This window comes from Pseudomonas sp. AE27 (genome assembly GCF_037113495.1).
Classification (GTDB): Bacteria; Pseudomonadota; Gammaproteobacteria; order Pseudomonadales; family Pseudomonadaceae; genus Aquipseudomonas; species Aquipseudomonas palmensis.
Genome location: NZ_CP146966.1, coordinates 757,205 through 769,269, shown reverse-complemented (window position 1 = coordinate 769,269; position 12,065 = coordinate 757,205). Strand labels below are relative to the sequence as shown.

Here is a 12,065-nt window from a genome sequence, read left to right as displayed (position 1 = left end):
GGGCCGGCTCCGGATGATAAAGGCGCAAGCTTACACCGAGGGCCGGGCAACCGCTGCCCGGCAGTCGATAACGGCTCAGACGGTCGCTTCGTCCAGCATCAGGCGCTGGCGTACCACATCCACCAGCTTGTCGGGCTGGAACTTGGACAAAAAGTTGTCACAACCGACCTTCTTCACCATCGATTCGTTGAAGCTGCCCGACAAGGACGTGTGCAGTACCACGTACAGGCTGCGCAGGCGCGGGTCGTTGCGGATCTCGGTGGTCAGGCGGTAGCCGTCCATTTCCGGCATTTCGGCATCGGTGAAGACCATCAGCAACTTCGAGCACACGTCCTCACCGGCATCCGCCCAGCCCTTGAGCAGGTTGAGTGCCTTGAGGCCATCGCTGGCCACATGCATCTTCACCCCCAGCTGGCTCAGGGTTTCACGCAACTGCGCCAGGGCCACGGTGGAGTCGTCCACCAGCAGCACCTCCCGCCCTCGCGCCTGCGCCAGTACTGGGTCTTCCAGCTTGTCGCGGGACACCTTGGCGTTGTACGGCACGATTTCGGCCAGTACTTTCTCCACGTCGATGATTTCTACCAGTTGCTCGTCGACCTTGCTGATGGCCGTCAGGTAATGCTGACGCCCGGCACTGGTGGGCGGCGGCATGATCGCCTCCCAGTTCATGTTGACGATACGATCCACGCCTCCCACCAGGAACGCCTGCACCGAGCGGTTGTACTCGGTGACGATGATGGTGCTGTTGGGCCCCGGCTCCAGTGGGCGCATGCCGATGGCCTGGGACAGGTCGATCACCGGCAGGGTCTGCCCACGCAGGTTGACCACGCCGCACACATACGCATGGCGTTGCGGCATCAGGGTCAACTTGGGCATCTGCAGCACTTCCTGCACCTTGAACACGTTGATCGCGAACAATTGGCGCCCGGCCAGGCGAAACATGAGGATTTCCAGACGGTTCTCGCCTACCAGCTGCGTCCTTTGGTCTACCGTGTCGAGAATGCCAGCCATTAAACAACCCCCAGGCGTGTCGCAAAAATTGAATTATCAACCGTGTATCGGCCGCGTTCGTCTTGGCTTGACCCCCCAAAATAAAATGCTGCGGGGGGCATTGATGTCACTTTAGCATCATGGTTTACTGCGCTGACAGTTTTGCAGTCGCGGCAGGTCATCAGCGATCACACCAAGCCAATGCCATCAGGGAAACCCCTAGCCACAATCGGGCGAGACCTGATGTTCGCAATATCCTTTAGCCATTAATGTGACGCCATTCTCATTGCATGAATGGAGTCAGGCTTTTGCTCGCTACTGCCTTGTTGTCCACAACCAATGCTAGCGTCTTGCCAAAACACCGGCTCCAGGGCGTTTCAGCCCCCATCCGCAGTCTGCGCCTGGCAGGAAACGACTGATGTCCGACACCACTGCGGACATCAGCGCCCTACACGACTTTCAGGTCGATGCCCACGTACTGCTGACCCGCGCTCAGGAGTGCCTGTCGCACCTTGACCTGATCGGCCACGATACCGACGCGTGCGACTGCCTGCTGAACACCCTCGGCACACTGGCCGAGCGTGCCCACCTGCAGGCCCAGACGCAGATCGCCGACTTCTGTCGCCAACTCTGTCATGTGCTCGAACCGCAGCAATGCCGCGCGCGCCTTCACGCTGCACTGCCCAAGCTGAAAGCCTGCCTGAGCCTGCTGGCCTGGCAGCTTGAACTGATCGACCCGCACACCGGCCAATTGAACCTGGACCCCCAGGAGCAACTGGCCTTGCTGGAGGAACTGGAACAGACCTTCCGGCAGTTGCACGCAGAACCGGCCAAGGCGACCGCCACACCCGCCGCCCCTGCACCCGCCCTGGGCGCATGAAGTTGCACAACTAACCGGCGTGGGAAATTTCCCCGCCGCACATCATTTCAAAGCACTTTCCCACAACACTAAGCATTAACTTACGCGTGGGCGGCGAGTTTCTGTCAGCTGTATACAAAAACAATATCAGCGCATATAGGACAAGTTGTGTATCGCCACCAGTGATAGCAAAGTGCTAGACTTTGCGCCATCCGGAACGACCGTACCAGCCCGTAAAACTGACAGTTCGGACATCTTTCACGCCCCGCGACCATTTCCAAGCGAAGTGATACTATGCCCGACGCAAATTGCACACCGACAATGCACGGTGCTGAAGTTTGGCGTTTTCAGCACACTTGAAATCGTCTGATTCCAGTGTTGGCAAAACTGCACAAAGTTAAATCCAGGCGTTGCCCCAAACGTCTGTTGGGCGATATTCGACCGGCTTTCAACAGCGATACTTCAGTGGCTTCATTCCCTATGCTCTCAAGCCTCAAGACACTCAAGCGCGGCCCTCCGGGCGCTTCTCTGCTGCATTGGCTGAGCGCCCTGCTGTGCCTGGTGTCGGCGGCGGCCAACCTGTACCTGTACCTGCGTGCGGCACCGATGCCCGGCAGCCTGCTGGCACTGCAGCTGGCCGCCCTGCTCGGAATTGGCTGGCAATTGCGCCAGGCCGCGCGCTCGATCGCCATGCGCCCCCAGGAGCTGGCCCACCGCCTGCTCGAGGTGCAGGAGAGCGAACGCCAGCGTCTGAGCCGCGAACTGCATGACGATATCGGCCAACTGCTGACAGCCGCCAAGCTGCAGGCAGACTGGCTGCAACGGCGCATGCCGGCCGACCTGCAGGAACACTGCGCCACATTGCGCAGCACCCTGGACGACACCCTGGCCAATGTGCGTGATGTGTCGGCGATCCTCAACCCACGCCAACTGGCCAGCCTGGGGCTTGAAGCGAGCCTGCGCGCGCACCTGCTGCGCACCCTGGAAAACACCGACGTGCACTGGAGCCTGGAGTGCAGGCAGCGCCTGGGTGGCATTCCGGAAGACATGGCCATCGCTGCCTTTCGCATTACCCAGGAAGCCGTCACCAACATTCTGCGACACGCCCGGGCGCGCAACCTGAGCGTGCGCATCGAGCGCACCCCCGAAGGCCTGGCGCTATCGATCAGCGACGACGGCCAGGGCTTCACGCCTGCTGCCGCCCCCGGCGAGGAGGGCCAGCGCGGCATGGCCGGCATGAGCGAACGGGTCAACCTGCTCAATGGCCGGCTGAGCGTGAACAGCCAACCCGGCCAGGGCACCCACATCGACGTACTGTTCCCCTGGCCACCGCGTGCCCGTGAACGCGCCAATACAAGTAAACCCCATGATCTGTAATCTGTTGCTGGTGGATGACCACTCCCTGATTCGCGCCGGCGTACGCGCCCTGGTCGCCGACATACCCGGCTACGCCGTGGTCGGCGAGGCCAACGACGGTAGCCAACTGCTCGAACTGGTGCAGCGCCTGGACCCGGATATCGTGCTGCTGGACATCTCGATGCGCTCGACCGGGGGCCTGGAGGCCCTGGGCCGCCTGAAGGCTGCCGGCTGTCGCAGCAAGGTGCTGATCCTGTCGATGCACACCGACCCCGAGCTGATCATGCGCGCACTGGAAATCGGCGCCCATGGCTACCTGCTCAAGGACACCACCGCCACCGAACTGGAGCAGGCACTGGCCGCGCTGCGCAGCGACGAGCGCTACCTGAGCCCGGCCATCGCGCATACCGTGATCAACCAGGCGTTACTGCGCGCCCAGAGCAGCAAGCCCGAGGCCGTCGAGAACCACAACCTCACGGCGCGCCAGCTGGAAATCCTGCGCCTGATCGTGCGCGGCAAATCCACCCGTGAAATCGCCAACGGCCTGGGCCTGAGCATCAAGACCGTCGAGACCCACCGCTCGCAGATCATGAAACGCCTGCAGATCTACGACGTGGCGGGCCTGGTGCTGTTCGCCGTGCGCGAACAGATCATCAGCCTGGACGACTGAGCAGCGGCGACTCGGCGGGCAGGTGCACGCGCAGCGCCCCCGGCAGCGCACTGAAGCGCCAGCTGTCGCCTTGAAGCGGCTCGCCATCGAGGTTGATGTCCAGGCCTTCGGCGCTCTTGATCTCGACCCACGGCAGGCGCGCGCGAACAAACAGATTGTCCAGCCCCAGGCCCTCGCTCAGCAGGTCACGCAAAGTGCCGACCACCTCCTGCGGCGCCGGCAGGATGCTGATATCGAGCAGCCCGTCGTCCACCTGCGCCTGCGGGCACAGCACATGCCCGCCGCCGGCCTGGCGGCCGTTGCCGATTCCCAGGGCCAGCAACTGACCTTGCCAGTGAAAATCCGGACCTTGCAGCTCCACCGAGGCCGCACGCAGCTCGCTGAAACGCGACAGCCCGGTGAACAGATAGGCCGCGGCACCGATCACCTTCTTCAGGTCCTCGGAAGTGCTGGCCGTGACCTGGCTGCCGAAACCGCCGGTGGCCATGTTGAGGAACACCTGCCCGCCCACCTCGCCCAGGTCGATCGCCCGCGCCGGCAACTCCAGCAGGTTCAGAGCCTGGTCCGGCTCCAGCGGCACACCGGCAGCCCGTGCGAAATCGTTGGCGGTACCCAGCGGCAATAGCGCCAGGCTGGCATCACCCCGGGCCTGGGCCAGCGCCTCTGCCACATCGCGCAGGGTACCGTCGCCACCACCGGCCACCAGATGCGGGTACCCCGCCGCCAGCGCCTCGTGCACCAGGCGCTGGGCATCGCCCCCCTCCCAGGTGAGTCGAACATCGAGCTGCCAGCCGCGCTCGCGCAAGCCCATTACCGCCGCGCGCACCTCGTCGTTCATGGCCTGCTTGCCATGCAGAATCAACAATGCCCTGCGCTCACCCATAACTGCTCCCCCGCATTGATCACCGCCGACGGCGGTGCCGCGTCAGATGACGCCCGTGTATATCGACCGATTACAACACGGTTCCGTTGCATGCGGACCACGTCAAAAACAGCGCTTTCACACAATTGCCATTGAAAGATTCTCAATCGATGTGCATCATTCGACAAATATTTGGCCTTCACGGACGATGCCAGTGATAAAAGTCACTTTTTTGACTCATTGAGCAAAGCGCCTGCCAGGTTCACCTTTTCCCTGTTATCACACCGCCTAGCGGTGCCCAGAACACGAGGCTGAGTGAAATGAGCACACTGATCCCTTGCATCATTGCCGGTGGAGCCGGCACCCGATTGTGGCCGGTTTCACGCGAGGCCATGCCCAAGCCCTTCATGCGCATGCCCGATGGCCAGAGCCTGCTGCAGAAAACCTTCCTGCGTGCCTGCGCACTCAAGGATGTGGCCCGCGTACTCACCGTCACCAATCGCGAAGTGTTCTTCCGCACCCAGGATGAATACCGCCAGCTCAAACAGCCCGGCATCGCGCTGGACTTCATTCTCGAGCCCTGCGGGCGCAACACGGCCCCGGCGATTGCCGCCGCCGCCCTGCACTGTGCCCGTGAATACGGCGAAGACGCCCACCTGCTGGTGCTGCCCGCCGACCACCTGATCACCGACCAGGCAGCCTTCGAAGAGGCCGTGGAACGCGCCCGCGCCCTGGCCGAGCAAGGCTGGCTGACCACCTTCGGCCTGGTGCCCACCCAACCGGAAACCGGCTTCGGCTACATCGAGAAGGGCCAGGCCCTGGATGCCCATGGCTATCGCGTGGAGCGCTTCGTCGAAAAGCCGAACGCAGAGATCGCCCAGCGCTATGTCGAGGGCGGCCAGCACCTGTGGAACGCCGGCATGTTCTGCATGCGTGCAGATGCCATCCTGCGCGAGCTGCAGCAGCACGCACCGCAGGTTCTGGATGCGGTCGGCGAATGCCTGGGGCTGAGCCAGAGCAAACAGGGCAACAACAGCCTGCAACTGGAACTGGATGCCACCAGCTTCGCGCAGGTTGCCGACATCTCCATCGACTACGCCGTGATGGAGCGTTCCACCCAGGTGGCAGTGCTGCCCAGCCAGTTGGGCTGGAGTGACATCGGCTGCTGGCGGGCGGTGCGCAGCCTGGCCCAGGGCGATGCCCAGGGCAACCAGTGCAACGGCGAGACCGTGCTGCACGACGTGAGCAACTGCTACATCGATTCGCCTCGCCGCCTGGTGGGCGCCATCGGCCTGGACAACCTGATCATCATCGACACCCCCGACGCCCTGCTGATCGCCGACGCGAGCCGCAGCCAGGAGGTCAAGCTGATTGCCCAGCAGCTCAAGCGCCAGGACCACGACGCCTATCGCCTGCACCGCACCGTGACGCGCCCCTGGGGCACCTACACCGTGCTCGAGGAAGGCCCGCGCTTCAAGATCAAGCGCATCATGGTACGCCCGCAGGCCTGCCTGTCCCTGCAGATGCACCATCACCGCAGCGAACACTGGATCGTGGTCAGCGGCATGGCCTGCGTGACCAACGGCGAAGAGGAATTTCTGCTCGACACCAACGAGTCGACCTTCATCAAGCCGGGGCGCGAGCATCGCCTGAGCAACCCCGGGGTGATCGATCTGGTAATGATCGAGGTGCAAAGCGGCGAATACCTGGGCGAGGACGACATCGTGCGCTTTACTGATATCTATGGACGCGCCCCGGCAGCAGCGATCGGCTGAGGCCCGCCAGGCGCGTTTTCGCATTCAGCCTGTCGACGCCGCTGCGGCAAGAGAGGAAGTGGGTCATGCGCGTACTCTGGACACTGCCTTACCTGCCCTGGCCCACCACCAGCGGCAGCAAGGCCCGGCAATACCACCTGTTGCGTGGCCTGGCTGAACGCGGGCACAGGATCACGCTGCTGGTGCACTCGAAAGTTCCGCTTGGCGAGGCAGCCCGACAGGCACTGGAGCCACTGCTCGAGCGACTGATCGTGTTGCCGCGAAGGCCTTTGCGCAGCCCGCTCAACCTGCTGGCGGCGCTGTACGTCGGCTACCCGATGCGGGCCAGCACCAACGGCCTGGCGCCCCACCTGCGCCACTGCTTCGAAACGTTGCTGCGCGAGCAGTGGGATGTGATCCAGATCGAGCACAGCTACAGTTTCCAACCCTTCGAAAAGGCCCTGCAAGCCAGCGGCCTGCCTTTCATGGTCAGCGAGCATCATGTGGAGTCGGACACCGGCGCGGTGTGCCAGGACCGCCTGCCTCTGTGGCTGCGCCCGTTCAACAGCTTCGACCGCTGGCGCTACCGGCGCTGGGAGTCGCGGGTGCTGCGCCAGGCCAGCGAAGTGGTGGCCGTCAACCCGCGCGATGCCGAACAGATCCGCCAGTTCACCGGCCGCCCTGCCGAGGTGGTGATCAACGGCGTGGACTACGAGTACTACCAGCACATCAGCGCCTGCCCGCACAGCCAGCGCCTGCTGCTGGTGGGCAACTTCGAGTACGGCGCCAACCTGGAGGCGCTGGAGTGGGCGCTGGAGGAGATCCTGCCGCAGGTATGGCTGAGCAACCCGGCCGTGCGCCTGGCGGTGGTCGGACATGCCCTGCCCACCCAGTGGAAGCTGCGCTGGAACGACCCACGCATCGAATGGATCGGCTACCTGCCCGACCTGCGTGAGCTGCAACGCCACTCGGCGCTGTTCTTTGCCCCGCTGCGTCATGCCGGTGGGTGCAAGATCAAGTTGCTCGAGGCCATGGCCGCAGGCCTGCCGGTGGTCACCACCACCCAGGGCGCAGCGGGGTTGGCAGTGCGCAACGGCGAGCATTACCTGGGTGGGGACGACACCGACACGCTGGCACTGATCATCACCCGCCTGCTGAGCCACCCGACACGCATGCAGCAGTTGTCCGATGCCGCGCGCCAGTTCGTGCGCGAGCAGCATGACTGGAGCAGGGCCGCCGCGCAGCTGGAGAGCGTGTATGCGCGCCTCGCCGCGCAGGCCCCACTGGGCAACGACCGGGTTGCCCGGGGCCTGCTGCCGTCAGCCGAGTAGCTCGCTGAGGGGGATGAACTGCACGCTGTCGCCCTTGCCGGGCGCAGTGCCCTCGCGCACCTCCACCAGGCCCTCGGCCCACGCGGCGCTGCGCAGCACACCCGAGCTCTGGTTCTTGTAGATCAGCGCCTGGCCCTGCTCCATGCGCGCGCGCAGGTATTCGCGGCGATTGCCTGGCTTGGGCCAGTCGAAACCGGCAGGCACGCTGAACTGCAGCGGTGTCACGTCGTGCACACCCTGGCGGCGCAACAGGTACGGTCGGGTGAGCAGGCCGAAGGTGACCAGGGTCGACGCCGGGTTGCCTGGCAGGCCGATCACCGGCACCCCGCGAAAATGCCCGAAGGTCAGCGGCTTGCCGGGCTTGATCGCAAGCTTCCACAGCGACAGCTCACCTTCTTCGCGCAGGGCGATACCCAGGTAATCGGCCTCGCCCACCGATACACCACCGGTGGACAGAATCAGGTCCACGTCCTTGAGCTGGCCCAGGCGCTCACGGGTCAACGCCAGATCATCGGGCAGGATGCCGGCGTCCTTCACCTCGCAGCCCAGGCGCTGCAGCCAGCTGACCAGCAGGCGCCGGTTGCTGTTGTAGATCTGCCCGGGGCCCAGGGGCAGCCCCGGCTCGACCAGTTCGTCGCCGGTGGAAAGCACCGCCACCCGCACCTTGCGCACTACCGACAGCACCGCGCAGCCGAGCGAGGCAGCCAGGCCCAGCTCGACCGGCCCGAGGCGGGTCCCGGCGTCCAGCACGGTTTCACCTGCCCGGGTTTCCTGGCCCTGCGGGCGCACGTTGAGCCCGGCACTGAGCGGCTCGGTGAAACACACGCGTTGATCGGGCTGAACGTCGGCGTTCTCCTGCATCTCGACGCAGTCGGCCCCTGCCGGCAGCGGCGCACCGGTAAAGATGCGCGCACAGGTACCCGGCTCCAGAGGCGCAGGCGCCTGCCCGGCCTGAATGCGCTGGCTCACCACCAGCGGCGTGCCCTGCCAGTCGGCGTGGTGCAGTGCGTAGCCGTCCATGGCGCTGTTGGGCCAGGGCGGCAGATCAAGGCCGGCGACCAGCGCCGTGGCCAGCACACGGCCCTCGGCAGCAGCCAGTGGCACCTCTTCGCAGTCTTCGATGCGCGCCGCTTCGGCCAGCGCCAGCAAGCGCTCCAGTGCCTGCTCCACGGGCAGCAGCGGCTTTGCCGCAACAGGCTCAGCCACGGCTTTCACACGGCGCCGCCTGCTTGAGGTGCGCGACGAAATTGCACGGGCGATGGCGTACATCCAGTTGCTCGGCAAGAATCCCGTCCCAGCCGGTGCGTACCGCGTTGGTCGAGCCGGGCAGGCAGCACACCAGCGTACCGTTGGCCAGCCCGGCCAGGGCGCGGGACTGCACGGTGGAGGTGCCGATATCGGCCAGGGAGATATGCCGGAACAGTTCACCGAAGCCGTCGACCTGCTTGTCGAGCAGGCAACCGACCGCCTCGGGGGTGCTGTCGCGGCCGGTGAAGCCGGTGCCGCCCGTGATCAGTACCACCTGCACCTGCTCGTCGGCGATCCAGGTGGCGACCTGCGCGCGAATCTTGTAGAGGTCGTCCTTGAGCAGTACACGGGCGGCCAGCGCGTGGCCGGCAGCAGTCAGGCGGTCGACGAACACCTGGCCGGAGGTATCGGTTTCCAGGGTGCGGGTATCGCTGACGGTCAGCACTGCAATGTTCAGCGGCACGAACGGTACATCAGCCTTGGCTTTCATGAGGAAGGTGAATCCATGACAGGGAAAGAATGCCGCCAGTTATATCACAGCCCTCCCCGCGCCCGCCCGCCAGCGGCCGATTGCATTGTTCCCGATCAATGACGCGGTTCAGCCGCTATGCTCAAGTTGCGAGGAACTTGCTGGGACGCGATGCGTCTCAATGACATGACCCGCAACTTCCCCCTCAATGGAGAAAGAATATGATTCAACGGACCCTCCCCGCTTTCCTGCTCGCCCTGGGCCTGGGCACCCTCGCCGGGTGTGCTTCGCCTACCGTGATCACGCTGAATGACGGACGTGAGATCCAGGCGGTCGACACCCCCAAGTACGATGAAGATTCGGGCTTCTATGAAATCGAACAGCTCGACGGCAAGAGCACCCGGATCAACAAGGACCAGGTCCGCACCGTGAAAGAGCTGTAAAAGGCAGTACAGACGGCAAGCTTCAGGCCCCTCGCCGGGGCTTGCCGGTCGCGTTTTTTTTTGAGTAGAATTTTGTCATCGGAGTGTAGCGCAGCCAGGTAGCGCGTCTCGTTCGGGACGAGAAGGCCGCAGGTTCGAATCCTGTCTCTCCGACCAGATCGGCAAAAACCACAAAGCCCGCTTTTGCGGGCTTTGTGGTTTCTGGCTGTACTGCATCCGCTGTGGCTCAAACCCGCCCCCACAAGGATGTCAATCATCCGATGGGGGCGGGCTCGATCCGCGAAGCGTCAACCCGACGTTACTGCGCGGCCACCGCCGTCTCGTCCGGCAGCACCGGCACGAACAGCAGGTTCAGGCGCGAGCTGCTCCACTCACGGGTCTTGTTGGTCAGCTCGAGGTTGTTGTTGAGCTTCTGACCATAGGTCGGCACGATCTGCTTCAGCTTGGCCTGCCATTCAGGGGTCTTGATACGGTCCTTGAAGGTCTTTTCCAGCACGGTCAGCATGATCGGTGCGGCGGTGGAGGCACCTGGCGAGGCGCCCAGCAGCGCGGCGATGGTGCCGTCCTGCGAAGCCACCACCTCGGTACCGAACTGCAGGATGCCACCGTGCTCGGGATCCTTCTTGATCACCTGGACGCGCTGGCCGGCCTGCAGCAGTTTCCAGTCTTCGTTCCTGGCGTTGGGGAAGTACTCGCGCAGGGCATGCATGCGGTCTTCGAAGCTCAGCATCAACTGGCCCATCAGGTAGGTGCTCAGGTCGATGTTGTCGATACCGGCATGGGTCATCGGCATGATGTTGTGGGTGGTCAGTGCCGAGAACATGTCCAGCAGCGAACCGTTTTTCAGGAACTTGGTGGAGAAGGTCGCGAACGGGCCGAACAGCAGCACTTCCTTGCCATCGATGACACGGGTGTCCAGGTGCGGTACAGACATCGGCGGCGCACCGACCGAGGCCTTGCCGTACAGCTTGGCCTTGTGGCGTTTGACGATGTCCTGGTTGTCGGTCATCAGGAACTGGCCGCCCACCGGGAAGCCGGCATAGCCGTCAGCTTCCGGGATGCCCGACTTCTGCAGCAGCTTGAGCGCGCCACCACCGGCACCGATGAACACGAACTTGGCCTTGACGCTGGTTTCGACGCCCTTGTTGGCGAGGTCGGCGACCACCACGGTCCAGGTGTTGTCGGCGTTGCGCACGATGTCGCGCACTTCGTGCGAGGTGTGCAGCTTGACGTTGTCATGCTGGGTCAGCGAAGCGAACAGCTGGCGGGTGATCTCGCCGAAGTTCACGTCGGTACCGATCGGCATGCGCGTTGCGGCAATCTTCTGGTCGGCGGCACGGCCTTCCATCACGATCGGCACCCACTTCTGGATCTGCGCGTGGTCTTCGGAGTACTCCATGCCACGGAACAGCGAACTGTGCTGCAGGGCCGCATGACGTTTCTTGAGGAACTCGACGTTCTTGTCGCCCCACACAAAGCTCATGTGCGGCACGTTGTTGATGAACGAGGTCGGGTTGTTCAGCACCTTCTGCTCGACCTGGTAGGCCCAGAACTGCTTGGAGATCTCGAACTGCTCGTTGACGCCCACCGCCTTGCTGATGTCCATCGAACCGTCAGCCGCTTCGCTGGTGTAGTTCAGCTCGCAGAACGCAGAGTGGCCGGTACCGGCGTTGTTCCAGGCGTTGGAGCTTTCCTCGGCCACCTTGTCCATGCGCTCGTACACGTCGATGGACCAATCCGGCTCCAACTCGTTGAGGTAGGTCCCCAGGCTTGCACTCATGATGCCGCCGCCGATCAGCAGCACGTCGACGGTCTTTTCCGGTTCACTGGGCTTGGAGCAACCCATGACGCTCAGGCACAGGAGCGTCAGCAGGATTTTTTTCATAGTTCAATCCAATTGAAGTGAAGTGATTGGCAATGACCATCACGCCCGCAGTGCACGCCCGTCTCTTGTGGTTCTGCGCGCGCAGGCCATGGCTCAAGGCATGGCGTCCAGGCCTTCGAGGCTGGCTGGCGGCTGGGGTATCGAGGGTGCGGGGAACGGTCTGACGCCATGGCTGCCGTAGCAGCCCTGAATGTTTCG

At 63.7% G+C, this 12,065-nt stretch carries 11 protein-coding genes and 1 tRNA gene; 7 read left to right on the top strand and 5 right to left on the bottom strand.

Going from position 1 to position 12,065, the window contains the following annotated elements:
- Positions 1–75 precede the first annotated feature (75 nt).
- A complete protein-coding gene (locus tag V9K84_RS03595) occupies positions 76–1,011 on the bottom strand; it encodes a chemotaxis protein CheV (protein WP_043864576.1) in 936 nt (311 codons plus the stop codon).
- 397 nt (positions 1,012–1,408) lie between these two features.
- Between V9K84_RS03595 and V9K84_RS03590 the strand changes: the two genes are divergently transcribed.
- From V9K84_RS03590 to V9K84_RS03580, 3 genes are all read left to right on the top strand, one after another.
- Positions 1,409–1,870: a hypothetical protein gene (locus V9K84_RS03590; protein ID WP_043864577.1), complete on the top strand. Its 462-nt coding sequence runs from the start codon at positions 1,409–1,411 to the stop codon at positions 1,868–1,870.
- 459 nt (positions 1,871–2,329) lie between these two features.
- Positions 2,330–3,226, top strand: coding sequence for a sensor histidine kinase (locus V9K84_RS03585; RefSeq protein WP_043864578.1), 897 nt, complete (start codon positions 2,330–2,332; stop codon positions 3,224–3,226).
- A complete protein-coding gene (locus V9K84_RS03580; protein ID WP_043864579.1) occupies positions 3,216–3,875 on the top strand; it encodes a response regulator transcription factor in 660 nt (219 codons plus the stop codon). Before V9K84_RS03585 ends, V9K84_RS03580 begins: the two co-directional genes overlap by 11 nt.
- Here V9K84_RS03580 and yegS read toward each other — a convergent pair.
- On the bottom strand, positions 3,859–4,758 hold the full coding sequence (gene yegS / locus V9K84_RS03575) for a lipid kinase YegS (protein WP_043864580.1): 900 nt from the start codon (positions 4,756–4,758) through the stop codon (positions 3,859–3,861). The two genes, V9K84_RS03580 and yegS, sit on opposite strands and share 17 nt — an antisense overlap.
- 299 nt (positions 4,759–5,057) lie before the next feature.
- Between yegS and V9K84_RS03570 the strand changes: the two genes are divergently transcribed.
- Both V9K84_RS03570 and V9K84_RS03565 read left to right on the top strand, forming a co-directional pair.
- Positions 5,058–6,512, top strand: a complete 1,455-nt coding sequence (locus tag V9K84_RS03570) for a mannose-1-phosphate guanylyltransferase/mannose-6-phosphate isomerase (RefSeq protein ID WP_088514233.1) — start codon at positions 5,058–5,060, stop codon at positions 6,510–6,512.
- A gap of 65 nt (positions 6,513–6,577) precedes the next feature.
- Entirely contained in the window at positions 6,578–7,822 is a 1,245-nt protein-coding gene (locus V9K84_RS03565; protein ID WP_043864582.1) for a glycosyltransferase family 4 protein, read from the top strand.
- On the opposite strand, the gene glp is transcribed toward V9K84_RS03565, so the two are convergent.
- Positions 7,811–9,037, bottom strand: coding sequence for a gephyrin-like molybdotransferase Glp (glp, locus tag V9K84_RS03560; protein ID WP_088514234.1), 1,227 nt, complete (start codon positions 9,035–9,037; stop codon positions 7,811–7,813). The two genes, V9K84_RS03565 and glp, sit on opposite strands and share 12 nt — an antisense overlap.
- Positions 9,021–9,560 (bottom strand): molybdenum cofactor biosynthesis protein B, encoded by a 540-nt coding sequence (gene moaB, locus V9K84_RS03555; protein WP_043864584.1) that lies wholly within the window; start codon positions 9,558–9,560, stop codon positions 9,021–9,023. The genes glp and moaB overlap by 17 nt, the downstream gene beginning before the upstream one ends.
- Positions 9,561–9,760: 200 nt before the next feature.
- On the opposite strand from moaB, the gene V9K84_RS03550 reads away from it, so the two are divergent.
- Together V9K84_RS03550 and V9K84_RS03545 are read left to right on the top strand one after the other, a co-directional pair.
- Positions 9,761–9,982, top strand: a complete 222-nt coding sequence (locus V9K84_RS03550) for a YgdI/YgdR family lipoprotein (protein WP_043864585.1) — start codon at positions 9,761–9,763, stop codon at positions 9,980–9,982.
- 79 nt (positions 9,983–10,061) lie between these two features.
- Positions 10,062–10,138, top strand: a tRNA-Pro gene (locus V9K84_RS03545).
- A 142-nt stretch (positions 10,139–10,280) separates the two neighbouring features.
- On the opposite strand, the gene mqo is transcribed toward V9K84_RS03545, so the two are convergent.
- Entirely contained in the window at positions 10,281–11,867 is a 1,587-nt protein-coding gene (gene mqo / locus V9K84_RS03540; protein WP_054916197.1) for a malate dehydrogenase (quinone), read from the bottom strand.
- Between the last annotated feature and the right edge of the window lie 198 nt (positions 11,868–12,065).

What these genes read in the sequence shown, in the direction of transcription:
- V9K84_RS03595 (WP_043864576.1), bottom strand. Translation starts at nt 1,011, where the DNA reads ATGGCTGGCATTCTCGACACGGTAGACCAAAGGACGCAGCTGGTAGGC.
- V9K84_RS03580 (WP_043864579.1), top strand. Translation starts at nt 3,216, where the DNA reads ATGATCTGTAATCTGTTGCTGGTGGATGACCACTCCCTGATTCGCGCC.
- V9K84_RS03570 (WP_088514233.1), top strand. Translation starts at nt 5,058, where the DNA reads ATGAGCACACTGATCCCTTGCATCATTGCCGGTGGAGCCGGCACCCGA.
- V9K84_RS03585 (WP_043864578.1), top strand. Translation starts at nt 2,330, where the DNA reads ATGCTCTCAAGCCTCAAGACACTCAAGCGCGGCCCTCCGGGCGCTTCT.
- moaB (WP_043864584.1), bottom strand. Translation starts at nt 9,560, where the DNA reads ATGAAAGCCAAGGCTGATGTACCGTTCGTGCCGCTGAACATTGCAGTG.
- V9K84_RS03550 (WP_043864585.1), top strand. Translation starts at nt 9,761, where the DNA reads ATGATTCAACGGACCCTCCCCGCTTTCCTGCTCGCCCTGGGCCTGGGC.
- mqo (WP_054916197.1), bottom strand. Translation starts at nt 11,867, where the DNA reads ATGAAAAAAATCCTGCTGACGCTCCTGTGCCTGAGCGTCATGGGTTGC.
- V9K84_RS03565 (WP_043864582.1), top strand. Translation starts at nt 6,578, where the DNA reads ATGCGCGTACTCTGGACACTGCCTTACCTGCCCTGGCCCACCACCAGC.
- yegS (WP_043864580.1), bottom strand. Translation starts at nt 4,758, where the DNA reads ATGGGTGAGCGCAGGGCATTGTTGATTCTGCATGGCAAGCAGGCCATG.
- V9K84_RS03590 (WP_043864577.1), top strand. Translation starts at nt 1,409, where the DNA reads ATGTCCGACACCACTGCGGACATCAGCGCCCTACACGACTTTCAGGTC.